The organism is Mesobacillus maritimus (assembly GCF_023715205.1).
GTDB classification, from domain to species: domain Bacteria; phylum Bacillota; class Bacilli; order Bacillales; family Cytobacillaceae; genus Mesobacillus_B; species Mesobacillus_B maritimus_C.
On the sequence record NZ_JAMBNR010000014.1, the window covers coordinates 1 to 25106 of the forward strand.

Annotated in this window: 23 protein-coding genes, 2 rRNA genes and 1 pseudogene; 21 read left to right on the forward strand and 5 right to left on the reverse strand. The window is 37.5% G+C overall.

Annotated features, from left to right (window positions below; genetic code table 11):
* The 4 genes from M3182_RS18540 to M3182_RS18555 form a co-directional block, all read left to right on the forward strand.
* Positions 1 to 177 (forward strand): 23S ribosomal RNA (locus M3182_RS18540); the annotation flags it as partial.
* Positions 178 to 306: 129 nt separating this feature from the next.
* A 5S ribosomal RNA gene (gene rrf, locus M3182_RS18545) occupies positions 307 to 422 on the forward strand.
* Positions 423 to 929: 507 nt separating this feature from the next.
* Positions 930 to 2546, forward strand: a complete 1617-nt coding sequence (locus M3182_RS18550) for a long-chain fatty acid--CoA ligase (protein WP_251559464.1) — start codon at positions 930 to 932, stop codon at positions 2544 to 2546.
* Between the two features lie 105 nt (positions 2547 to 2651).
* Positions 2652 to 3959, forward strand: coding sequence for an MFS transporter (locus M3182_RS18555; RefSeq protein ID WP_251559466.1), 1308 nt, complete (start codon positions 2652 to 2654; stop codon positions 3957 to 3959).
* Between the two features lie 81 nt (positions 3960 to 4040).
* Here the strand turns inward: M3182_RS18555 and M3182_RS18560 are convergent, their stop codons facing one another.
* A complete protein-coding gene (locus M3182_RS18560; protein WP_251559468.1) occupies positions 4041 to 4961 on the reverse strand; it encodes a LysR family transcriptional regulator in 921 nt (306 codons plus the stop codon).
* A 328-nt stretch (positions 4962 to 5289) separates the two neighbouring features.
* On the opposite strand from M3182_RS18560, the gene M3182_RS18565 reads away from it, so the two are divergent.
* The 5 genes and pseudogenes from M3182_RS18565 (at position 5290) to M3182_RS18585 (ending at position 8069) form a co-directional block, all read left to right on the forward strand.
* A complete protein-coding gene (locus M3182_RS18565) occupies positions 5290 to 5493 on the forward strand; it encodes a hypothetical protein (protein WP_251559470.1) in 204 nt (67 codons plus the stop codon).
* A 162-nt stretch (positions 5494 to 5655) separates the two neighbouring features.
* On the forward strand, positions 5656 to 6141 hold the full coding sequence (locus M3182_RS18570) for a GNAT family N-acetyltransferase (protein WP_251559472.1): 486 nt from the start codon (positions 5656 to 5658) through the stop codon (positions 6139 to 6141).
* 417 nt (positions 6142 to 6558) lie between these two features.
* Positions 6559 to 7317: a DUF3231 family protein gene (locus M3182_RS18575; RefSeq protein WP_251559474.1), complete on the forward strand. Its 759-nt coding sequence runs from the start codon at positions 6559 to 6561 to the stop codon at positions 7315 to 7317.
* Positions 7318 to 7361: 44 nt separating this feature from the next.
* A complete protein-coding gene (locus M3182_RS18580) occupies positions 7362 to 7568 on the forward strand; it encodes a DUF3231 family protein (RefSeq protein WP_251559677.1) in 207 nt (68 codons plus the stop codon).
* 43 nt (positions 7569 to 7611) lie between these two features.
* Positions 7612 to 8069: pseudogene (locus tag M3182_RS18585) on the forward strand (hypothetical protein).
* Positions 8070 to 8170: 101 nt separating this feature from the next.
* On the opposite strand, the gene M3182_RS18590 reads toward M3182_RS18585, so the two are convergent.
* The 3 genes from M3182_RS18590 to M3182_RS18600 form a co-directional block, all read right to left on the reverse strand.
* Positions 8171 to 9010 carry a tyrosine-type recombinase/integrase gene (locus tag M3182_RS18590; RefSeq protein ID WP_251437688.1) on the reverse strand — a complete coding sequence of 280 codons (840 nt, stop codon included), beginning with the start codon at positions 9008 to 9010 and terminating at the stop codon, positions 8171 to 8173.
* 147 nt (positions 9011 to 9157) lie between these two features.
* The gene (locus M3182_RS18595) at positions 9158 to 9361 is read right to left on the reverse strand and encodes a hypothetical protein (protein ID WP_251559476.1); all 204 of its coding nucleotides are present in this window, start codon (positions 9359 to 9361) and stop codon (positions 9158 to 9160) included.
* A gap of 491 nt (positions 9362 to 9852) precedes the next feature.
* The gene (locus M3182_RS18600) at positions 9853 to 10779 is read right to left on the reverse strand and encodes a DMT family transporter (protein WP_221828595.1); all 927 of its coding nucleotides are present in this window, start codon (positions 10777 to 10779) and stop codon (positions 9853 to 9855) included.
* A 126-nt stretch (positions 10780 to 10905) separates the two neighbouring features.
* On the opposite strand from M3182_RS18600, the gene pdxR reads away from it, so the two are divergent.
* From pdxR to M3182_RS18650, 10 genes are all read left to right on the forward strand, one after another.
* Positions 10906 to 12291, forward strand: a complete 1386-nt coding sequence (gene pdxR / locus M3182_RS18605) for a MocR-like pyridoxine biosynthesis transcription factor PdxR (protein ID WP_221828596.1) — start codon at positions 10906 to 10908, stop codon at positions 12289 to 12291.
* A gap of 422 nt (positions 12292 to 12713) precedes the next feature.
* Positions 12714 to 13181 (forward strand): Lrp/AsnC family transcriptional regulator, encoded by a 468-nt coding sequence (locus M3182_RS18610; protein ID WP_432806723.1) that lies wholly within the window; start codon positions 12714 to 12716, stop codon positions 13179 to 13181.
* 12 nt (positions 13182 to 13193) lie between these two features.
* Complete coding sequence (azlC, locus tag M3182_RS18615) at positions 13194 to 13961, forward strand: azaleucine resistance protein AzlC (RefSeq protein ID WP_251559480.1); 768 nt, start codon at positions 13194 to 13196, stop codon at positions 13959 to 13961.
* On the forward strand, positions 13958 to 14293 hold the full coding sequence (locus M3182_RS18620) for a branched-chain amino acid transporter permease (RefSeq protein WP_251559482.1): 336 nt from the start codon (positions 13958 to 13960) through the stop codon (positions 14291 to 14293). Before azlC ends, M3182_RS18620 begins: the two co-directional genes overlap by 4 nt.
* Before the next feature lie 48 nt (positions 14294 to 14341).
* Entirely contained in the window at positions 14342 to 14797 is a 456-nt protein-coding gene (locus M3182_RS18625; protein ID WP_251559483.1) for a PaaI family thioesterase, read from the forward strand.
* Between the two features lie 823 nt (positions 14798 to 15620).
* Entirely contained in the window at positions 15621 to 16652 is a 1032-nt protein-coding gene (locus tag M3182_RS18630; RefSeq protein WP_251559486.1) for an alpha/beta fold hydrolase, read from the forward strand.
* A 341-nt stretch (positions 16653 to 16993) separates the two neighbouring features.
* Positions 16994 to 18184 carry an MFS transporter gene (locus M3182_RS18635; RefSeq protein ID WP_251559487.1) on the forward strand — a complete coding sequence of 397 codons (1191 nt, stop codon included), beginning with the start codon at positions 16994 to 16996 and terminating at the stop codon, positions 18182 to 18184.
* A 169-nt stretch (positions 18185 to 18353) separates the two neighbouring features.
* Positions 18354 to 20546, forward strand: a complete 2193-nt coding sequence (gene nasC, locus M3182_RS18640; protein WP_251559489.1) for an assimilatory nitrate reductase catalytic subunit NasC — start codon at positions 18354 to 18356, stop codon at positions 20544 to 20546.
* Positions 20547 to 20802: 256 nt separating this feature from the next.
* Positions 20803 to 21024 carry a hypothetical protein gene (locus M3182_RS18645; RefSeq protein WP_251559491.1) on the forward strand — a complete coding sequence of 74 codons (222 nt, stop codon included), beginning with the start codon at positions 20803 to 20805 and terminating at the stop codon, positions 21022 to 21024.
* Between the two features lie 107 nt (positions 21025 to 21131).
* On the forward strand, positions 21132 to 21458 hold the full coding sequence (locus tag M3182_RS18650) for a hypothetical protein (protein WP_251559492.1): 327 nt from the start codon (positions 21132 to 21134) through the stop codon (positions 21456 to 21458).
* Positions 21459 to 21614: 156 nt separating this feature from the next.
* Here the strand turns inward: M3182_RS18650 and M3182_RS18655 are convergent, their stop codons facing one another.
* Positions 21615 to 22496 carry a winged helix-turn-helix domain-containing protein gene (locus M3182_RS18655; protein ID WP_251559494.1) on the reverse strand — a complete coding sequence of 294 codons (882 nt, stop codon included), beginning with the start codon at positions 22494 to 22496 and terminating at the stop codon, positions 21615 to 21617.
* A 97-nt stretch (positions 22497 to 22593) separates the two neighbouring features.
* Between M3182_RS18655 and M3182_RS18660 the strand changes: the two genes are divergently transcribed.
* Both M3182_RS18660 and M3182_RS18665 read left to right on the forward strand, forming a co-directional pair.
* A complete protein-coding gene (locus tag M3182_RS18660) occupies positions 22594 to 23472 on the forward strand; it encodes an alpha/beta hydrolase (protein WP_251559496.1) in 879 nt (292 codons plus the stop codon).
* Between the two features lie 276 nt (positions 23473 to 23748).
* A complete protein-coding gene (locus M3182_RS18665; RefSeq protein ID WP_251559497.1) occupies positions 23749 to 24756 on the forward strand; it encodes a LacI family DNA-binding transcriptional regulator in 1008 nt (335 codons plus the stop codon).
* The last annotated feature ends 350 nt before the right edge of the window (positions 24757 to 25106 follow it).

A 25106-nucleotide genomic window follows, 5' to 3' on the forward strand; every position in this document is an offset into this window, starting at 1 on the left:
ATGTGCGGACGGGATAAGTGCTGAAAGCATCTAAGCATGAAGCCCCCCTCAAGATGAGATTTCCTTTTAGCATTAGCTAAGTAAGATCCCTGAAAGATGATCAGGTTGATAGGTCAGAGGTGGAAGCGCGGTGACGTGTGGAGCTGACTGATACTAATCGATCGAGGACTTAACCAAATTAGTTATTTTCGCTAACGCGAAAAAACTTAGATACTCAGTATTTACTTTTCTTCTTACAAACATTATCTAGTTTTGAGGGAACAAAGATTTTTGCGCAAGCAAAATATCCTCCTTAATATTAAATAGTCTGGTGACGATGGCGAGAAGGTCACACCCGTTCCCATGCCGAACACGGAAGTTAAGCTTCTCAGCGCCGATGGTAGTTGGGGGTTTCCCCCTGTGAGAGTAGGACGTCGCTGGGCAAAATAAGAGCACAGACAACATGTCTGTGCTCTTATTTTGGCATTTAATTGGACTTAAAAGCGAAGTAGCCCTCTCAACAGGTTTCCTTCGCTTTTTTCTTTCCTCCAGGTATTGATAAATGAGATTTCTCTTTTTGATGATTAATCATTCACTTGCAAGCGTCATTGATTCGCTTCAATGAGGGGACTCCTAGTTACCAATAGTCTTTTTTACAGTGCTAAACAGATGTAAAGAGTGTAAAGGATGTCACGTTCTGTGCGAAGAATGGATAATTCCAGAAATGTTGCAGAATCGAATCCCCTAGGACAAGGTACTTTATACCCATCTCTTCTGTAAGTAAATGTGAAGGGGATGATGATAATGGTTACTTTATTAATCGTTGAAAACGGGACTATAATTATTATAAATTTTTAGAATTTTTAGAAAGGTAGGTTGTATTCAAATAAAATACCGATTTTATGCCTAATAGCTAAACTTGTTACAGAATATGAAGATGGGAGGACGTTATGAATCACTCTTTTCAACTCAATTTAAAAACGTTTTTAGAGCGAAGCACTTTGTATTTCCCTAATAAAGAGATTGTTTCACGGGAGCCAGATGACAGTCTTTTCCGCTATACATACGCTGAGTTTTATTCTCGCACCAAAAGACTAGCAAATGTCTTAAAAAAGTTTGGAATCCAAAAAGGAGACCGGATTGCCTCGCTAGCTTGGAATACGCATCGTCATCTGGAATTATATTTAGGTGGTCCATGTTATGGCGCTGTCCTACATACAGTCAATCTCCGGTATGGGGAACCTGAAATTATTTATACCATTAACCATGCCGAAGACAAGATTTTATTTTTTGATGAAGATCAGTTGTCAATTGTGGAAGCCATTGCAGACCAATTGCATCATATTCAAGCATATGTCGTACTAGGGAAGGATATTCCTCAGACCACGCTTTCTCCGATCTATAGTTATGAACAACTTCTAGGGCTGGTGGATGATCAATTTTCATTTGAAATGCTTGACGAGTATTCTCCAGCGACGATTTGCTATACATCCGCAACGACGGGACTTCCAAAAGGTGTAACGTATACTCATAGAAGTCTTTACTTATATACATCTGCACTAATGTATAAAGATGTGACAGCTATTTCCGAAACAGACAGCATTATGCCTATGGTGCCAATGTTTCATGTAAATGCATGGGGGTTGCCATATGCGGCGATTGCTACGGGTGCTAAATTGGTGTTGCCAGGCTATCGGCCAAATGTTCATCATCTATTAACCTTAATCGAATCAGAAGAAGTAACCTTAACCGCTGCCGCTGTAACGATCGGCGTCGAAATGGTCAATCTATTAGAAAAACATGAATATAAGGTATCTAGTTTAAGAGGACTATGGCTAGGTGGTCAGGCCATTCCTAAGGCCATTATCGACAAACTCTATTATAAATATGATGTTCCCGTTGTCCAAGGATATGGTGCAACCGAGACCTCTCCACTGATTACGTTTCTACATGTTCGAAAAGATCAACAGCAAATCGATGAAAATGAAAACATCAATCTCCGGACAAGGCAAGGAACTTTAATTCCTGGGATCGAAATGAAAATCATCGATGAAACAGGAAAGGAAATTGCTTGGGATGATCAACAAATGGGAGAGATTCACGCTCGGGGTCCATGGGCAGCAGATGAGTATCTAAATGATGAACGATCGGCTACCTCATTCGTTGATGGTTGGTGGAAAAGCGGGGATATTGCCACCATTGACAAACAGGGATCGATTCGAATCGTTGATCGGAATAAAGACATGATCAAAAGTGGTGGAGAATGGATTTCTTCAGTTCAACTTGAAAATGAACTGATTGCTCACCCAGATGTACAAGAAGCGTGTGTGGTCGCAATCCCTGATGAAAAATGGCTTGAACGTCCATTAGCATGTATCGTCCTGAAACATCCTATGAATGAAACAGAAATGGAAGCTGAATTAATCCAGTGGTTAACACCAAAGTTTCCAAAGTGGTGGTTACCAAGTCAGTTTGAATTTTTAAACGAGATCCCGAAAAATGCCACAGGAAAATTCAATAAAAAGTTATTGCGGGAAATGCTAGCCAAAGAGAAAAGGGAAGTATGAATTTCAACCTAAAAATAAAAGCGTTTACCCGCTTAAATCAACGCTACAGATTGTGTAGATAAATAGAACAGAATCTACCAATATTCATAGGATGGGGGAATACAAATGAAAATCGATGAAAAAGTTCGCAAAAAACAAATGAGAAAGGTAGCAATGGCTAGTATCATTGGCACATCAATCGAATGGTATGATTTCTTTCTTTATGGAACGATGGCGGCGTTGGTTTTCCCTCAGCTCTTCTTCCCAGAGTCTAGCTCTTTCATGGGAGTTCTACAGGCCTTTATCACGCTATTTATCGGCTTTTTAGCTCGTCCAATTGGAGCCATCATCTTTAGTTCGTACGGAGATAAAATTGGCAGAAAAGCTGCTTTGGTCACATCATTGTTATTAATGGGGATAAGCAGTACACTCATGGGATTGCTGCCTACTTTTGACACCATTGGCATATTGGCACCGATTCTGTTGGTTGTGCTCCGTTTTGTCCAGGGAATTGGCGTGGGCGGAGAATGGGGCGGTTCCGTGACACTTTCTGTTGAATGGAGTTCGGAAAAGTCTCGTGGGTTAATGGGAAGTATGACGCAATTGGGTGTCCCGATTGGAATGTTATTCTCAACGGCTGTCGTTTCCTTGTGTATCTTCTTAACTGGCGATAGTTTTGCGGTATGGGGATGGAGAGTTCCGTTTTTAATCAGCATTGTCCTTGTCTTTGTTGGATTGGCCATTCGTTTAGGAATTGAAGAATCTCCTGAGTTTGAGAAGATGAAAGAAGAGAACCGAACAGCAAAATCTCCAGTCATTGAATCGATAAAAGAACATCCGAAAGAGATTGTCTTTGCAGCTCTTACTCGTCTTGCAGACAACGTCCCTTTCTATATTTATACGACCTTTCTAATCTATTACGCAACACAACATCTACAAATCGATCGGCAATTTATCACGAATGCTGTGTTACTTGTTTCCGTTACCTTCTTATTCGTTGTTCCGTTATCCGCTTCTCTATCAGACAAGTATGGAAGAAGGAACATTACTTTGGCAGGGATGCTTCTTACTCTAGTTTTTTCCTATCCGTATTTCGCACTGGTCAATACGGGAGAAACGGGCTTTATCATTACAGCGATTATTATTTCAAGTATCGGTCCAGCAGTGGTTTATGGTCCACAAGCCGCGTTAATCGCCGAAATTTTCCCGGTTCATTTGCGATTTAGTGGTGCTTCGATTGCTTATCAGTTTGCATCGATCATTGCCGGAGGTCTTGCACCTACCATCTCGTTAGCTTTACTGGAAAAGTTCGGTAGCACGTCATCGATTAGTCTTTATGTGGTCATTTGCTGTACCATCTCGATTATCGCCTTATTTCTTCTTAAACCAGCAGAACCGCATAAGATCGCAGAAAACCAACCTAAAGTCATTTAGCATAATCGACGTTTAAAAACACTCTAGTAATGGATTTGGCCAAATGGCTTATCTTTTACTGTGAGTGTTTTTCTTTGGATTTTAGGTGTTTTTCACTAGATAGTTTTCTAAGGTGTCCGATGTACATTTGATAAATTCCTTTTCTAAGATGGAAGTATATTTATTTTTCGCTTGGATGCAGATGAGATAATAGGTAGGCATTTGTATCGGATCATGGTATGGGATTAAACAAATATCGCCACGGGTCACTAAGGGGTCGTGTTTCATTAAATCGGTAAAAAAGCCAATGGCTAAATTATTGGCAATCACATTTTTGGTGACATCATCAATGTTTGTATAAAATAAAATCTGGCCAGGGCCATAGTTTGCAAAAATGTCATTCCACGTTTTTCGAGAAGCCCGTTCATTGCGGATCACTAAAGGGTATTTCAACATGTCCTTAGGTGTCACAACATCCATTTTCGCTAACGGGGAATGTTTGCTTACGGTGACCATCAAATTTATTTTATATAAGATCTGAGTATGGACGAAACCAGTTATTTCTTTTAAAGTTTCCTCAGATCCAAGAATAAAGCCAATATCCTTTTCGGAATTTTTGACTTTCTCAATGATGGAATCCGTGATATTGGCATCAATTTCAATTTGAATATCTGGATTCTTTTTTCTAAAAGTATGTAACGCTTCAGGTAAAAACGTAGAAAAGAATAAAGGCGAACCTGTTATGGATAGACTCCTTTGTACCTCTGCGGCACGTTTCCCAAGTTCTCTTAACTCCGTTACTTTATTCATAATTTCATAGGATAATTGTAAAACCTTTTCTCCTTGTTCTGTACACTTTGTTCCAGAACGAGACCGAATGAAGATCGGAATCCCCAGTTCCGCTTCTAGATTCGAGATTGCCTGACTAACCCCGGAATGCGAAACATGTAAACTCTCTGCCGCTTTCGTGATATTTCCTCTTTTCGCTACTTCAATCACATACTCCAGTTGTTCAATATTCATCGCTAAAACCACCTATACGTTCACTTTCCTATTAAAGTTATTATAAAGGTACATAATTTTTTGACTATTTACAAGGTATAAATGATTTAAAAAGTAGGATAATCATTAGGTGAAAATTAAGAATAGTGCTTATGACGAATGAATAGTGAGGGTGAGTAAGGGGAGTGAAATGGTCGTACAGGGGGATATAGAAAGAGAGGAAATAACCAATAAACAGCATGGTTTGTTGAATGTCGTTCGCTCCTATTGACAAAATGCTATTATCATTATTGTAAAAGGGGTTCATTTAAAAAGAATACAGATAGGTATACTAAAAGAAAAAAGTTAGGTGAGATTTATATGGGTTTCTTCGGTAATCGAAGAGAAAAACGACGAGAGAAAAAGATTCAAAGGGGAATATGTCCCGACTGCTCAGGAAGGGGATTTTTTTCTTCAGGATTGGAATCTGTTCATGTCCATGATTGTGATTCTTGTAACGGAACAGGAAAAGCGAAGTAGTGCAAAGAAGATAGAGCGAGTATTAGAATCATGAGTTGATAAGCTAAAGGGTGTAAGAGTTGAAGATAGGAGCTGTCATTTATGGCGGCTTTTTATTATTATGCTAATGGTGCAGAATACTTTAAGAAGGATGGTAGGATGCTTGAAGTACGGCGGCGATGAGATGAAGTAGATAGGAGTGAGGAGGAGTTGTGGGGTGATTAAAGTGGAGATACGCAGACCAAGAATGGAGGATATAAAAGAGTTATATTCCCTTTTCAGAATTGTGATTAAGGATACTTTCATTGAAGAGGGGATAGGCGAGAAGTTATTAGACTTGAATAATGAAATTGAGGGTAAGGAAAGGTACTTAGAAAGTGATCTTGAAAGTGATGGAGAGAAACGCTATTTCTTGATTGCTTTATATGGCAATAAAATGATTGGTTCAATTGAATATGGTCCAGCTAGTAATCTCATATGTAAGATGACAAATAACAATATTAAAGAGCTAGTCGAGGTAGGTACAGTATTTGTTCATCCGGACTATCAGAGAATGGGAGTAGGGAATTTGCTGCTAAATAAGATGTATTCTACTTTAAAGAGTAAAGGTATAGAAGAGTTTTGTTTAGCTAGTGGCTATAAAATGGCACAAAAAATCTGGAAAAAGAAATTTGGAGAGCCAGATTATTTGTTAGAGGACTAATGGGACAAAGGAAACGATCATTTGATTTGGAGGGTCAGGGTCATCGATTTGGTAGTAGGCTGAGAAGAAAATTTAGAGTATTTCCTGAAAAAAGCTCATTACTTAAGCAATGCGGTAATGCTGTTTTGGGAGAGAATGGAATGATATAACGGGTATCTTGAATTGAAGAAAGGTTGCTGAGGTAGCCTTTTTCTTATTGAGCTAACGAAGCAGGATAGTGAGAGAAGAAAATGTATAGTGTATAGTTTTTTTCAATATGATATAAAATCAGAGAAAGAAGCAGTGAGTTAGTTCATCAATAATATTACGAATTTGAGGCTTAAAAAAACGCACTTAATAAATAAGCCCTTTCCATAGATACTTTTTCTATTTTAGGGGATACTATCCTCAATTGATTATATAGGGGGGGGGTTGGATATGGAAAATAATCATGTACCTATTAAATTAACTACTGCTGAAATCGCAACTCTGTGGAGATCATATATTCAAAACACAGCTGTAAGATGTTTTTACAAATATTTTGTTCAATACCTTCAAGATGAGGAGATAAAGCCAATTATTAAAGAAGCTGAGGTTTTGGTTGAAACAATTATTGGGAAAATCGAAACAATTTTTGAAAAAGAAAACTTCCCAATACCAAAGGGATTTTCGGATAAAGATATTGACTTATCAGCCCCTGCCCTTTATACAGACTTATTTGCATTAAGTTTTCTATATCGTGGAGGACAAGTAATTATTCCTCAGTATGCTAATACTCTTTCTAGAGTGACTCGAATCGATATTTATAATTTTTTTACGGAGTGTCTAAACAGTGAGACGGAATTACATAAGAAAGCATTAAACCTTATGCTTTCAAAAGGATTAAATGATCGACCTCCAAAGATGGAGTATCCAAAAAATGTTGAGTTTATTAAAGATCAACCCTCATTAATAAATACCTTGTTAGGTGAGAAAAGACCTCTAAATACTTTAGAAATAACAGAACTTTTTATGGAAATCGAAAGAAATGCAATTGGTCTAATCCTTTTGATGGGATTAATACAGGTAACAAAAGACAAGGAAATAAAGAACTATTTATTAAAGGGAAAAAAACTGGCTGAAAAGCAAGTGGATATATTTGATAAGTTATTAAAAGAAAATGATCATTTTATCGGATTCCCAATGACTATGAGGTAACAAATTCAACAATTTCTCCATTTTCTGAAAGATTAATACTGTTTATTATAGCTACTTCAAACCAAATAGCTATTTCTGCACTTGCAGATGCATTGTCTGTCTCAATGAGAAGAGATTTAGCGTCCCATTATTTCCTTGTTATAGGAGAGGTAATGAAGTACGGTGACGAAGGGCTTAAACTTTTGATTGAACGAGGCTGGATGGAGCAACCGCCACAACCCATTGATAGAAACAAATTTTATAAAAAATAACATTTCTATGAAAAGATCCAAATCATAAGGGGGTTGGGATCATGTGAAAAATGCAATTGAAAAATTATTGTGGAGCATGCCCTTCCTGGGTTTGGTCAGTTTCTAAACGGAAAAGTAATTAAAGGGATTGTTTTGATAATATTAGAGTTTCTTATAAATGTTCAAGCGAATTTCAACGTTGTGATTATTGCAAGTTTTCAAGGAGATATTCAAAATGCGATTGGACAGGCAGATTATCAGTGGTTAATGTTTTATCCATGTTTATATTTTTATGCAATGTGGGATGCCTATAAGGATGCTGGAGGAGCGAAAGAAAGGTACTCTTTTCTTCCCTTTGTGTTTTCTGCCTACTTTGTTACAGTGGGATGTATTTATTCCTCAAATTTTTTATTATTTGGGGTTTTACTCGGACCTGTTTGGCTCCCAATGTTGTGTGTAATTCCTGGATTAGTTGTAGGAATCATAATAAAGAAAAGTCTAAACAAGAAATGTATATTTTAAAATTCACAATAATTAGAACCTTTTTAAATAAACTTGTTAAGCTAATGGGTGGCAAGAGTAAAAAGGCAGCGGAATTGTCCGATGCCTTTTGCCATTTATCACTAAAAATATTTTCTATAAAATTCTCTTCTAAGGCTGCCACTTAACTGAGCATAAATCCTAGTGGTTTCGCTTTTTTCGTGCCCTAGTAAACTTTGAATAACATCGATAGGAGCTCCGTTGTTCAATAGGTGGGTGGCATATCTGTGGCGTAGTTGGTGTGGATGTATTTCTTTGTTGATCCCTGGACGGCTTGATATTCGCTTTATGATGTACCTCATCTGACCAATGCTCATTCGGTGCGGATTTCGTTCCGTAACAAAAATAGCTGGGTCATTATCTTGGCGAAGATCTAAATATCGCTTAAGCCAGATTTCACACCGTATATTAAAGTAAACCTCCCTTTCCTTATCACCCTTTCCAAGTACAATTGCAGAGCGATTTGACCAATTAATACTATTTTTATTAAGAGAAACAATTTCTCCTATTCTACAACCTGTTGAAAACATAAATTCAAATAATGCTTTTTCCATTGGAGAAAAACACGCTTCCCTCAAATGTTCAATTTCTCTCTCCGTTAAAAATTTCGGAATCCGTTTTCCTTGTTTAGGTTCTTTAATTTTTGCAGCTGGATTTTTTTGAATATGCCCTTCCTCGTGTGACCAACGAAATAGTGATTTAATAAATCGAATCCGATGAGCTAAACTTGATGGTTTTAAGTGTACACTGGATTTTGCTAGGTATCCTTTCAACTGATCGGTTGTTACTGATCCAATACTTACATCATTAAAGTGATGGATGAGTAACTTAGATTGGAGTCTATACGCTTTTAATGTCTGTGGAGAGAATCCTTCAATCCTCTTATCCGATTCATAAAGTTCCCAGGCATTTGTTAATTGCAAAATCAATTCCTCCTTAAGGATTGTGTTAGAGGAATTATTGCCTTGAATATAGAAATAAACACGTTGATATTGAAGTAACGGGCAGGTTAGTTCAAATTCTGTTTTATATAAATAAAAGACGGTGAAAAAAGCACCGTCTATAATTAGCTATTTATTTTGTGTTAATTCTTTGTAATAAAGGTAATCGACTTTATGCTTGGTAGCCATTAACTGCGAAGCCAAAACCGCCGTATAAACAGTGGTTAGTACAATTGCTCCAACACCAAGACCTGAAAGGTTTATCTTATTAGATGTACTCATTCCATTATTACTTGTGCTCATTTCATTATTACTTGTGGGTGTTTCTTCCATTATATTAACCCCCTAATTTGTTATAGGGGTATTATTAGTAACAGCATTTAAACTTATACTCCAAAAAATAATTGAGAGAAAGAAAACAGGCAGATCCTAAAAACTTTAAGTTTGTGAACAAATGTATTTAAACTAAAGGGTGCTTAACTTTAACAAGAATACAAAATAAAGGAGCAGGATTTTTAATATCCAGCTCATTCTTTATTGTTAAATGATGCAATTTTGTTTGCTAATTCGTATGTGAAACGCGTTGTTATTTGCTTTGCCTTTTTCTATTTTGCACTTCAAAAGAGAACCCGTTAGTATCGTACAGGGGTCGTCTTTTTTTACTTCATTGATACCAGAAGTAAGGTTATGGTTGATGGCACCTTTCACTTCTTGGTTAGAATCTTTTAATACTTCACACCATTTTATATCAGTTAAGTCGTAGAATGACAACACAACCCCTTTCTAGGGGGTGTTGTCCCAGCGGTATCCCCTTCAGGACATGCTTACATATACGTCTGCAATTGTTTTTCCCTATTTTGACTATCCGGGAATGATAGGATGACAACAGCAGCAACGATAAAAAATCCGCCTAATAGTTGAGTAGCACCAAACCCCACATTTAACCAAACGATAGACACAATTGCAGCAACTAGAGGTTCGATACTGGATAATAAACTTGTTTCAGTGGCGCTTAAATAATTCAGACTGCCAATATAGAGTATAAAAGAAACCGTGCCGCAGATAATTACCAGAAGCATCATCGAAAATGTATGAAGTGTTAAGGTTTGGGCCAATTGTACAACGCTAAAATCATGCTTGAAAATTAACAGCACAATGCCGCCAATTAACATACCCCAGCCAATGATGACCGAGGTTCCCCACTCCTTGATCAATGAGACAGGATGGAGTGTATAGAAAGTAAAACCAAGTGTAGTTAGCAGACCAAGAATAATGGCCCTTTTCGAAAGCATGACATTTTCCATTGAGCCATTTGTAATCAGGAGAACGGTTCCGGCTAAGGCTGCAATCACAGCTAGAAATTGCATCATTGTTGGTAGTTTTTTTGTCTGCCATGCTAAATAAATGGTAATGAAAACGGGACCGAGAAATTGGAATAGTACTGCTGTCACTGCATTACTTACACGGATGGTTTCTATAAAAACGTACTGGGCTCCAAGCATACCCAACACACCAAAAATCATGAGTTGAATCCAAGAACGACGATCCTTCCAGATTCCAAAAATGTTTTTTTGAGTGAAATGCAACAGTCCCAGAGTGAAGATTCCAGCCATAATTAATCGTACAACAAGGAAATTATTCAAAGATAATTCGCTATTTTGAAAAAGCCACTGGATCATCGGTCCGGAGAGACCCCATAATGCTGCTCCACTAATTATCATCAAAAGTCCGCCATATCGGGTTGTTTTCATAATGATTGCCTCCCTGCTGATAGTTTTTTAATAGTAATTATTAGGAATGTTTCCATAGATGCATTATAATAAGAGGCTGGCATGGTTTGTAGGGCCAGTTTTTATTATCGGAAGGGTGTCAGATGGATGTATGAATTAACACCAAAACTTGATTCGTATAGTAAAGAACCTCAATATGTACAGTTATATAACTATATCAAGCAAGAGATTGATAAAGGGATGCTTAGGCCAAATACTAAGCTTCCTTCCAAACGAAAACTTTCTCGGTATTTAAACGTGAGCCAAAACACTGTAGAGGCATCGTACGACCAGCTTGTTGCCGAAGGATATATTGAGGGAATCCCACGAAAAGGGTATTTTGTCTGCGAAATTCAGCCAACATTTTCCGATGCTGAAAAAAATTCCGATTATATCAAGGAAAAAATCTTTAAAAGCGACGTCACTTTCGATTTCACTCAAACAGGAGTTGATCATCATTCATTTCCTTTTGCTGTTTTTCGAAAAATAGCAAATGATGTTTTGAAGAGTGAGAGTAAACATTTGTTGACGATTGGGCATCCTCAGGGAGAATATGAGCTGCGTGAAGAAATTGCCTCCTATCTGTACGAATCCCGTGGCGTCCGGACAGCGCCGAGCCAGATAATCATTGGGTCAGGAACACCAACACTAATACAACTTTTGTTTAAGTTATTAAAGGGAAGCTTGTATGCCGTTGAAGACCCCGGGTACCATAAAAGACTTGTAACCTTCGAAAAAGGACCTGAAAATGTGAAGGGAATTCCGCTTGATAATGAAGGGATCAGCATAACCAGCTTAAAGGAAAGTGGCGCTAATATTGCTTTTGTTACTCCGTCACACCAATTTCCTTGTGGAATGATAATGTCGATATCAAGGCGTAAGCAGTTGCTGAGCTGGGCTAAGGAAAAAAAGGGAAGATACATCGTCGAGGATGATTATGACAGTGAATTTCGTTATTCAGGCAAACCCATCCCTGCATTACAAAGTCTGGATTCCGATGAAAAAGTAATCTATATGGGTACATTTTCAAAAGCGTTGCTACCGTCCCTGCGCATGGCTTATATCGTTCTTCCCAAACTGTTAATGGAAAAGTACCATGAACATTACTTTCACTTCGTTCAGTCTGTGTCTCGGCTTGACCAGGAGATCATCAAAAGATTCATGCAGGAAGGCAGCTGGAAAAAACATATTAACAAAATGCGGATTGTTTACAAAAAAAAGAGAGATGCACTCATCACAGCGCTTTCGACTCATTTCCCAAATTCAATTGAAATCATTGGCCAGGATTCTGGATTGCATCTTTTAGTCCGCATGAATAACGGTATGGTGGAAAAAGAGCTTATTGAACAGGCTGCTAAATATGATATCAAAGTTTATCCTGTATCAGATTACGGTTTAAGTGACAATCGAACCATTCTATTGGGTTTTGCAGTATTATCTGAGGAAGAGATATTTTCAGGAGTTCACTCGTTGGCAAAAGCATGGGGAGGGTAGCACCCCTAAAAAGAAGTTTGTGAAGAAATGGACTTAAATTAATGGGTAGCGTTGATCTAGGAAGGATTAAGGCACCTTTTTGCTGAAATTCTCATTAAACAAACGGGGTAGCATTCCTGTAATAAAACTAATTTTGTGAAGAATTGTACTTAAACTATCGGGGGCGTTGATCCAAGATGGATTAATGCCTTTTTTTGTTGAAGTTATTGAACAAACGGGCAGGATAGTTTAATATCAGACAGGTTGAAACCCCACCAACATTGGTGGGGTTTTTTGCTTGTGAACATCCATGAATAAAAGTGAATTTTATTTCTTATATATGCGATTTCATGAATTTAATTTAATTATAATATTGTTTCTCAAATAAAAATTCACTATAATATCAATTAGGCGAAATTAAATTTTAAATGGAGGTCTTAAAAATGACTCTTGATGATAATGATAAGGCAATATTAAGAGAATTGCAGGAAGATGCATCGATATCAAATCTAAATTTATCAAAGAAAATTGGGCTTTCACCATCGGCTTGCCTTACAAGAACAAAAAACCTTGTAGAAACAGGCATTATTAAAAAGTTTACTACCATTGTCGATGAGAAAAAATTAGGAATTGAAGTCACAGCAATAGCTCTCATAAACTTATCACCTCTTAATAGGGAAACAATTCATTCATTTTTAGAGGATATAAACAAATATCCGCAAGTTCAAGAGTGTTACACACTTACAGGAAGCCATGACTATATGCTTAAGATTGTAGCAAAGGACATGGAGAGTTATCGGAATTTTATCATTGATTCGTTAATGCAGAATCCAGCAGTCAGCGGAGTTGACACTAGCATGGTTATGAGTACAGAAAAAAGAACTGTCAGTGTACCAATTGACGAAGTTTAGGAGGTTAAGGAGATGAATGACACCAAAGAATCTTTCCATACAAATCCTCTTAGGATTTACAATCATATGAATAAAAGAAATCAAATATGGGTAGCATTTCGTGCTGCTTTTCCATACACGGTCCCGATTCTTGCAGGATTTGTCTTTTTGGGAATTGCATATGGAATTTTTATGAATTCATTGGGATTTAGTGCAATTTACCCGATTTTGATGAGTTTATTCATATTTGCAGGGTCAATGGAGTTTGTGGCAGCAACTTTATTGCTTATTACTTTCGGTCCAATTAACGCCCTTGTCCTAACATTGATGGTAAATGCACGACATTTGTTTTACGGCATTTCTATGCTGGATAAATACAGGGGTATTGGAAAGAAAAAACTCTACATGATCTATGGGCTTTGTGATGAATCTTTTGCGATTAATAGTACCGTTAATATTCCAAATTTCGTTGACAAGGGCTGGTTTATGTTCTTTGTAACTTTGTTAAATCACTTCTATTGGGTTATAGGTTCAGCAATTGGAGGTATTTTTGGGTCTTACGTTAAATTTAATACTGAAGGACTTGAGTTTGTTATGACATCACTTTTTGTCGTCATTTTTATTGAACAATGGATGAAAGAGAAAAAGCACCACAGTGCTGTTTTAGGTCTTGGACTTTCAACTATAAGTCTTCTAATTTTTGGTGGAACCCATTTTATTATTCCAGCTATGATTGCAATCTTAGGGGTACTCATCTTACTTAGAAAACAATTGGAAAAGGTTGAGGTGAGCGCAACATGACAATGAGTTTAACGCAGCAGATTATTACAATTGCTATGGTGGTTTTAGGTACAATGCTTACAAGATTTCTTCCATTTATCGTTTTCCCATCGGGTAAACCCACACCGAAATATGTTCAGTATCTCGGAAAAGTCTTACCATCGGCGGTAATAGGTCTTTTAGTTATTTATTGTTTTAAGGATGTGAGCTTATTATCCGCAAGTCGTGGTATCCCTGAATTTTTAGGAGTGGTGGTAGTTGCATTTCTTCATTATTGGAGGAAAAATATGCTTATCTCAATAGCAGGAGGAACGATTGTCTACATGATATTGGTGCAAGTTGTTTTCTTATAAATTTGTTATATATAGATACTAAATCATATAAGTTAAGGGAGAGGTAAAATGAAGAAGAAAATTGATGAACAACAAATTCACATAAAACATTACGATGAAATTTATGAAAAAGTAAAAAATGACCCATATGCTCAATCACTCGGCATTCAATTAACGAAATTTAAGGCTGGTTTTGCAGAAGCATATTTAGAAGTACAGGACCATATGGTTAATGCATATGGGACGGTTCATGGGGCAATTATTTATGCATTAGCAGATCATGCATTTTCGGTAGCCTGTAATGCATTTGGAAAAACATCAATGGGACTTTCGACAACTATTCAATTTATGGAATCAGCTAAACCAGGGGACAAGATAGTAGCATGTGCAACCGAAGTAAGACGAAACTTTCGTACTGGATTTTATCGAATTGAGGTTTTTCACGAGCAAAATTTAATCGCAACAATGGAGGCAATTTCTTATCGTAAGGACCATTATTTTATTGAACTAGATGAACAAAAATAAGTTTTATTTATTTTTTATGAACAGAGTTGTTAAAGACAGTTCTTTTCCTATTCAACTAAAGGGTGCGATTGTTCAATACGAGCAGTCGCTTTTTACTAATGGATCAGGTTAGTGAATAAGTAATATTAAATGACTGGTAATAGATAAGTAACCATATAGAAAAGGGAGGGAGGATTGCCAACTACATTTGGAGTTGAAAGGAGTTACTTTTAAAATATCGACATATGCTTAAATATATAATAATTGAAGGGAGTTGTACCCTCATGCAACGGATAAAACTTATGATTAAAGTGTTTCTAAATGAACCTTTGTGGTTCAAAATACTAATTTCTATAACTTTCCTTACTTCAATCACGGGACAAAGGGACAGGCACACCCTTTCCCATGGGGACAAGTTATCATGAATGAAACGAGCTCCTTACTCGTAAACCCGTAGGTTAATTTGGTTAGACTGTTAACATCATTAAAAAGAAAACCAAATCAGAGCTATATTACGAAAGAGCTAAATATAAAATACATAGGTCTAGACGTTGCAAAGGAAAAACTTGCTGTTTCAATCGTGAGGCAGGAAATGCAGCAGCAAGATATTATGGAATGATTCCAAACATTAGAGGCTATTAGAAAAAATAGTTGAGAATGCATACGTAAAAGAAAGGATCGCTATGGCTATGGCGGTCTTTTTTCTCGTTGTGACTGGAAAGGAGAGATTTAGTAAGCCTCAAGACCTAGCTCAAACTATTTCTCGGGTCCATTACTCGGAATTCGTTCGCACGATAAGATGGAGTTGGAAAAGAAAGAAGGCCATAGGAAGAAGGGGATCATATTGAAATCGAAAAAGAAATTTAGATTTTGGATTGTTACAAGAAATAGTTTATTAGCAATAGTAGGAGCACTTGTGATTTTGTTCATTTTCAGTCACTTTCTGACTGCCTATGAACAAAAAAAATACCCGGCAATAGGGGAAATGGTTGAGGTTGATGGTAAGAATATGCACATTTATACAAAAGGTGAGGGCGATCATACCATCGTTTTATTAAGTGGTCTTGGAACTTCAGCACCAGCACTCGATTTTGAACCTTTGATAAATGAAATGGCAAAGAATAATAAGGTAGTAGTGGTAGAGCCGTTTGGGTACGGATGGAGCGATCGAACCAACAAGGAACGAACAGTAGAAAACATAGTAGAGGAAATAAGGATGGCTCTTAAAAAATCTAATATAGGAGGCCCATACATATTGATGCCTCATTCTATTTCTGGAATCTATAGTATGTATTTTGCCCATACCTATCCTGAAGAAGTTAAAGCCATCATCGGGATCGACCCTACGCTCCCACAGGCATTGGAGTATTTTGGTGAAACTTCACCTACTATGCCTAAATATTTGCGGTATGTGGCACCAACTGGAATGGCAAGATTGGCATTATATATAGGTCCTGAAGGTTTTTTACCTATTGCTGATGAGGGGACCTATTCTGAAGAAAATTTAACCATGACTAAGGCGATTTCAGCTTGGAACGGGTATAACAAAAACGTTGTTAAAGAAGCCAATGAAATAAAAAGGAATATTGACAAAACAGTTGATATGAATTTCCCTACTCATTTGCCTGTTTTATTCTTCACTACGAAAGAACAGAAGCTTAACGAGGGAGGTAAAAACAATGTGACTTTTTATGAAACCCAGTTAACTACCTCCCCTGCTAGTAAAATTGTTCCTTTACAGGGGCATCATTATCTTCATTGGACTCGTTATAAGGAAATGAGCAATGAAGTTACTAAATTCATAGAATCATATACTCGCACAGGGGATATCGGTTATTTAGCTCCTATTGATTTGTCACAACAAAACGGGCTTTAATTTGACAATAGGAGGGGAGTGTTAAGGCGCAGCTATTTTGTTGTATCTGATGAGGATGTCTTCTCGGTGAACAGATATAATCATCGCAGCTCAGAAAAGTGAGCTGCGACTGTTCAGGTTATTTAGTTTTAGTTTCTGTAAAAGAATTTATTAGTAAAGGAGGGAATCATGAGGATTCCCCCTGATTTTTTATGAGACAAAAGGGGACAAGTCTCTGTCCCTTAAAATTTCCATGTCATAAAACGTGACAACTCCAAAGACAGTAGAGCGGCTTTGTTATAGATTGAGCTTATTAACGGTGAAGCAAAACTAGTCACAAAATCTTTGGAGGAGGTTTGAATGTGAATAAGAAGGATCAAAAATCGATATTAATCCTTTCCACGCTTTCGATGATCATTGCTTTTTCTGTATGGTCGATTCTCTCACCGGTGGCTGGAAAGATTCAAGAAATGTATGGGTTAACTGGATTGCAAAAAAGCATCTTAATCGCTGTCCCCGTTCTGTTAGGTTCCGTCATGCGGATTCCGATTGGAATTCTTGCTGATCGTTTGGGAGGAAGAAGGGTTTATGTTTTAACCATGCTTTTTTTAACTCTCCCTTTAATCGGGGCCAGTTTCACTACTTCTTATGTAGGTCTCCTATTGTGTGCGTTTTTCATTGGCATGGCAGGGACGACGTTTGCCGTCTCGATTGCTTACGTTTCAGGGTGTTATCCTTCTGAAAAACAAGGACTGATCCTCGGGATTGCTGGGATGGGGAATTTGGGGACGGCCGTAGCCAGTTTCCTTGCCCCACAGATCGTGAACTTATGGGGGCTACCTTGGATGTTCCGGATTTTCGCTTTAGCCATCCTCATCATGTCGATCATTTTTTGGTTTGGAACGACGGAGCTTCAGAGAACCAAGGATCGAAAGAAGCTCAGACACTCGTTGGCTATCATGAAGAACAAAGAAACTTGGGTCTTATCCGGATATTATTTTTTAACTTTTGGAGGATTTGTCACCTTTAGCCTTTATTTACCGACCCTTTTCCAAGATCTTCATCATTTAAATGCAGTCCAAGCGGGGATTTTGACAGGGATTTTTGTCATTGGGGCCACGTTTATTCGACCTGTAGGGGGATACCTTTCTGATAAGTTTGGGGCGGTCAAAGTATTAAATATTGTGTTTTTTTCTATTTTGCTTACTTCCGTTTTGATTGTTTTCTGGCAAGGAAATCTTCTCCTGTTCATGGTGGAATGCCTGTTGATGGCAATCATGCTGGGAACGGGAAACGGGGCTGTATTTAAACGAGTGGCGGAAGTTTCCCAAGGGAATATGGGAGCCGTTACAGGGGTCGTTGGTGCTGCCGGTGGCTTAGGCGGTTTTTTTCCTCCAATCCTATTAGGGATTTTTAAAGATTATCTCGGTGAATACACACTCGGCTTTATCTTATTATCTCTGTTCGCTCTTGTCTGCTTAGCTTATAACAGTTCTAGGATTCGAACCATTTTTACTACTAGTAGGAAACAGAATGCATCTAGTCTATCTTAAAGAATGGTCTTTTATGGCTGGACTCATGAATGAAGATAGATGTTATGGAAGTCAATTGATGGCATCCCCTACATTGAGGAACTGTCTGTGAATAAAAGGAAAGCATCATCCTGTGTATCTAGTGATGGATAAGAGAACATATGATTACGAATTTAAAGGAGAGGGAACAATGTCTGACTTTTTACAAGGGTTTCGAGAACGGGAATATCAGCAAAATCGGGAATCTCTCTATGAGACACAATGCCCATTTTGTAGCATGCAATGTAAAATGAATCTCCATGAAGATCGGTCTACACAGAAATCTCGTTTAAAAGTCACGCCGCTCAAGAGCGATCCGGTATCAGAAGGCAGGCTTTGTCCCAAAGGAATCTTTTCTTATAAACATGCGATAGGTTCAGGTCGTTTACGAACCCCATTGTTAAAAGTTGAGCATTCATTTGTACCAGTCTCTTGGGAACAGGCATATCACTGGCTATATCAAAAAATCGCTTCAGTCCAAAAGAAATATGGTAAGAATGCTTTGAGCGTATATGGGAGTGGGGCTTTGACGAATGAAAAGGCCTATTTGCTAGGAAAGTTTTCAAGAGTCGCATTAGAAACGAAGTATATTGATTACAATGGACGCTTCTGTATGTCTTCGGCTGCGAGTGCATCCAACCAAGCCTTTGGCGTAGACCGGGGATTGACCAATCCTTTAAGTGAAATCGAGGACGCAGAATGCATCATCTTGGCTGGGACGAATGTGGCGGAATGCCAACCAACCATGATGCCCTATTTCCGCAGGGCGAAAGCAAATGGTAGCAAAATCATTGTGATTGATCCTCGAGAAACGCTCACTTCGAAATTTGCGGACCTTCACTTAAAGATTAAGCCAGGGTTGGATTCGGCGCTCGTAAATGGCATGCTCAAAGTGATGGTTGATGAGGATTATGTCAATCATTCGTTTGTACAGGAATCGGTCGAAGGAGGGGCGGAACTCCTTGCTTTTGCCCGTTCCATTGATATGAACGAGGTGGAAAGGGTCACTGGAGTGGCAAAAAATCAAATCATAGAGGCAGCGCGTTTATATGGGAGGGCCTCCACAGGGATGGTGTTTACGGCAAGAGGGGTTGAACAGCATGCAGGGGGTGTGAACACCGTCCGTAATTTCATCAATTTGGTGTTGATGACAGGGAAAATTGGGAAACAAGGATGTGGGTATGGAACGATTACCGGGCAAGGCAATGGGCAAGGGGGACGCGAGCACGGACAAAAAGCGGATCAATTAGCGGGATACCGGTTGATTGAGAATGTGGAGCATCGAAATCATATGGCGAAGGTCTGGGGGATTCAAGAGGATAAGATTCCTGGAAAAGGCGTGTCCGCTTATGAACTGTTTGAGAAGATGCTCGAACAAGAAATCCATGGGATGATTGTGCTTGGTTCCAATCCAGTGGTTTCCAACCCTAATACGAATCTCGTAAAATCTGCCCTGGGAAAGCTCGATTTTCTCGTAGTGATTGATACATTAATGTCCGAAACAGTGGAGCTCGCTGACCTAATCCTCCCGGGTTCCACTTACTTAGAAGAAGAAGGAACGATGACGAACCTAGAAGGAAGAGTGATCTTGCGCAAGGCAGCGAAAAAGCTTCCAGGAGAAGCTCGGTTAGATTGGAAGATTTTATGCGAGATTTCTGAGTTGCTTGGAAAGGGAAAGTATTTCCCTTATCAAACTAGTGAAGACATTTTTGAAGAACTACGAAAAGCAACAAAAGGGGGTATTGCTGATTATGCTGGGATTACCTATAACCGGATTGAGGAGGAGAAAGGGGTATTCTGGCCATGTCCGAGTGAGTCCCATCCTGGAACACCGCGAATGTTTGTGGGTGGCCAATTCCATCATGAAAATGGCAAAGCCCGTGTGACCCCGATTGCGAACCAATTCCCGAAAGAGAGAACAGATGAAGAATTCCCGCTTACGTTGACCACTGGACGGATTCTCCATCATTATCAAACGGGAGTACAGACTAGAATTACCTCGGAATTAAACAAAACATCCGAACCATTTTTAGAGATTCACCCTACGACCGCAAAGAAACTCGGTTTAGTAGATAAAGAGAAAGCACGCATTTGCTCCCGGAGAGGAGAGATGATTCTTAAAGCCAAATTTTCACCAGGCATTCGTGAAGATTGTGTCTTTGTTCCCTTCCATTGGGGAGGAAAACAGAGCATAAACCAATTAACGTTGCCAGAACTCGACCCACAGTCAAAAATGCCAGAGTTTAAAGCTTGTGCAGTTAGAGTGACCGCATTAGAGGCGGAAAGGGATGTTTCGATGGATGGGGTATTAGAGAAAAATATCGAAAGGTCTTTGCTTACGTAAATATCTGATCTTTTTAGTGCCAAAAACATTAAATACAGTTCTTTAACGTTGCAACAGAATAAAAATGGCAGGTGTGAATTTATCAGAACTTTTTACTCCATCATTTTTTATTATTTTCTAGTATACTATTTATTGTTTGGTTAGTGGTTTATATCTATCAACGAAGACAATTGAAAGTCATTTGCGAAGTAAAATAGGATTAAATGGTGATTCACTGAGCAAACATCTAATGCCGAGAAGTATTAGAAGTGGTGATATGTATTTACTTTTATCAATAATTTTAGGTGCTATTTTAGGATGCATTTTATTGATGATGGGACCACTTGTTGGTGGTATAATTGCTTTTGGAATTGTAGTGGGTTGTATTTTTAGAGGATTGTTCTTACTAAACGACATTCATAAAAAGATATCAAATAAATTACTCAAGGAGGATAAAGTTCAAAAAGCATATAAAGAGTATTTACAAGAAACAAGGTAAGTAGCTTTTTGAATTAATGGGTGCGACTTATGTAGAAAGTCGCTCTTTTTTATTGAAGTATGGGAGGATTGTAATATAGAAATAAATCTATTTGGAGGTGTAATCTTATGCCATTAGAACAGGAAGTAATGGTTTTATTAATTGGCGGTTTTTCAATTGTTATGGGAATTGTAATGTTAGTTGTTGTGTTCCTTTGGATGATAAATAAAAATAATAATTTGGGATACATCTGGATATTACTTCATTTGCTTTTAGTTTCTGTTGCAATGTATTTTGCATTAAAGTCTATTACATTTGACTATAAACATCCGATGGCTTCAGAAGAGATTTCACTACAATTAGGTGTTTCTGGAGTTGTTTGGGCATTGAGTATGATTTGTTTAACAATAGCATTATTTAGCTTTTCGAAAATGAGAAAGCATAGTGCTTCTTAAACAAACGGGTAGCTTTAATTGAATAAAAATAATTAGGCTGTCATTTTATGGCAGCCTAATTTTATTGTAATAAATCAACATTAAAGACTAGCACAGAGCTAAAAAAAGGCCAAACAGAGATTTTTTATCTGTTTGGCCTTTTCATCCTAATGTAACTTAATCGAAATTTAATAATAGACTAGAAAGATCATTCATTCTGCTATGTCTAAATTGATAAAGGAAGTAATCTTCTCGAGAAGGAATTATTTTCAATAATCCTGCTGACCGAAGATTCAATAAATGGTGATGAATGTTCCCTTTGGACATACCCATCAATTTTACAAGATCAGTAAAGGTTTTAGGTTCAGTTTTCATGGAACTTAGTATTTTTAATCTCTTCTCTTCAGCAAGGGCTTTTGTAATCAAAAGGGCCTCGTCATTATTACTGAGCAAACATGGATAGGTCAGTATTATTTTATGATTGAAAATATCGATTAATGATAATGGTCGAAAATGCCATGTTGGAGCTAAAACAACTTCAGTGGGTTCTAGATTTTCAATTGAAAATCCTTTAGTAATCTTTTCAATTTGATTAAAACCATTAACATTTAGTTCCTCTTGATTAATGTTCATAATATTTTCTTTTAATGCAGAGCTAACTTCTTCTTCGATCTCTTTGAAATATTCTTCGTACCATTTCTTTAATAACAGTATGTGTGTGTCCCTCCGGTTTTCTAAATCAGCAGGCATCAACCTTTTATCGTTTAAAAATGGAGATAACATCTCATATATTTCCCCCAGTGAAAGCCTAGATAGCCAAGAGGTATAGCCTTCGAAGGACTTATATGGACAGAACTCAATCAGATGTACGGATAGATCTTCAAAGTGTAAATCTACAAGTTCCTCGATTTGCGTATGTAATTCATTCGAAATTTTTTTCCGAGTGCTTTCATACCAGTCCTTTGAAATAGACAAGTATTTAAGATGTGTTTGTCTTTTGTAAAGAGAAAGACTAAGTAAAACCTCATAACTAATAGAATCTAGAATTTTTATTTTCATTGTTTCCTCCATAAAAATATGCTTGAAAATAGTTTAACATATATTGATTAGTATTTATAGTTCAATTATCATTGAACTATAAATGAGGAGGGATATTATGGAAAGATACCAAACTGAGGAACTGATTGATCTTGTTTATGGAGAAACAGCAGAGAGAGAATTGAAACTGGATATAATTAAGCCTATCTCTGATACAGAAAAATTTCCTGCAATTATCTATGTACATGGTGGGGGATGGATGTCTGGTGATAAACGTAAAGTAGGTGGAGAGTGGAATGCATCTTTAGCTGAACATGGTTTTGTTTGCATTAATATAAATTTTAGATTGAGTGGTGAGGCTATTTTCCCGGCACCGTTACTTGATGTGAAACAAGCGATTCGTTGGGTAAAAATGAACGCCTCAAACTATAATATTGATGAAAATAAAATAGGGATATGGGGACATTCTTCTGGAGGCCATCTAGCAACTTTAGCAGCTTTAAGTGCAAATCATCCAGATTTTATAACTGAGGATCATCGGGTTTCAGATACAGTCGATGCTGTTGTAACACTAGCTGGACCAGTAGATCTTTTGTTAATGGGTGATTGGCATAATAACCCGAAGTCACCAGAATCGAAGTTTCTTGGAGGAAGTGTACAAACTAAAACAATACAGGCAAATAAAGCAAACCCAATAAATTATATTAATGATAACACTCCACCTTTTTTAATTATTCAAGGAGATCATGATGAAATTTGCCCTGTTCAACAAAGTCAACTCTTACATAGCAAACTTTCAAACTCGGCATATTTAGAAATTAAGGGTGCAGATCATGATTTTATCGGTGGAGTGTTAACAATGGATGAAATACTAGGTTTAGTAAGATCTTTTTTTACTAGAAATTTAAAAACGGGATTAATTAGTAAAGGAGAACTAGAGAAACATCGTGAAGAAGTAGAGAAGGTTATGAATTGGTTTAAAGAGAACAGTAAATAAATTGCAATTATAGAGGTGCCAGGCACTCTCCAATCGATTCAAAATGCGGCAAAATAATAATCAACTGTAATTAAAAGGGGCTCATTTTCCAGAGTCTCTTTTTTTTCTGAGATAGTTCATTTTAATCAAAAAGAAGCCTATCAAAAAAAGCTACCCAGTGTTTCAATCTTATGCTGTAATAAAGGTATTATTTTTTGTTTAAATGTTAAAACATTGTATTTTTCGGTGTAATCGATTACAATATTGTAAAAGAAACACTGAAAGGGAAAGAAATTCATGGTTAGAATTGCGGATGTTGCAAAACTGGCAAATGTTTCAACAGCCACAGTATCCCGAGTGATAAGTAATTCTGGAACTGTAAAAAAAGAAACAGCTGAAAAGGTCATGGAGGCTGTAAAGAAACTAAATTACCAGCCAAATGTGCTGGCAAGACAATTGAGAAGGTCAGAAACAAAAACGATTCTAGTTGTTGTTCCTGACATAACCAATACTTTTTTTTCCGAGGTGCTGCGGGGGATCGAATCGGTTGCCATCCAAATCGGATATCAGGTGCTTCTTGGAGATGCGAGAAACAATGCGGAAAGCGAAGCCAGTTATTTGACTATTTTAGGCCAGAAAAAAGCAGATGGTTTGATTTTATTAACAGCAAGGTCCAATCAAAAGATGTTAGAAGAAATCTCACAGGATTACCCTGTAGTATTGGCGTGTGAATACTATGAAGGCTCCCGGCTGCCTACGGTTTCCATTGATAATGTCAGCAGTGCAAGAAAGGCTACCGAATATTTAATTAGCTTAAACCATAAGAGGATTGGACATATATCTGGTCCCCTAAACGTTGTTGTCGGCCGGGACCGATGCAAGGGATTTCATCAAGCGATGGCACAGCATGGACTTTCCGTTGATCCAAGTTTGGTACAGGAAGGAGAATTCTCCTTTGAAAGCGGATTTAATCTAATGATGAAATTTTTGGCATTGGAGGACTTTCCTACAGCCATTTTTGCCGGAAATGATGAAATGGCAATGGGAGCAGTTAAAGCCATTAAATCAAAAGGTTTTAAAGTTCCCGAAGATTTTTCTGTTATTGGCTTCGATGATATTAAATTTGCATCTATTTTCGAACCTGCCCTTACAACCGTTGCTCAGCCAACGTTCGATATGGGCCAAAAAGCAATGCAGTTATTGCTTAAAATCATTAACGGGGAAGAACTAGAAAAAAGTCAATTTATTCTGCCGGATAAGCTGATTGTCCGTGACTCTTGCAAAGAACTTACCATAAATGGGTAGTTCTTTATTTTTTTGATAAAATTTTGTAAGAACAAGGCAGGAGGAATTCTTAGATAGGGATTACGCATGCTTGTTCATGGTGGGAACCGTTTTAAACCTTTTCGGAACTAGGTTTTATGGGTTTGCTTAAAAAATAATAGGAAAGTGAAAAAAATAATTGAAATCTCTTCTGTAATCGATTACAATGAAGTTGTCGAAAAAAGAGTAAACGTTTTCGAACAGAATGAATAATAATTCTATAAAAATGATTAGAATAACGAAAAAAATAGGAATTTTTTTCAACAAAAATGTAATCCATTACATTTTTAAATTTTTAAAGATTGGTGAGACTACATGATTTAATAGCTTTT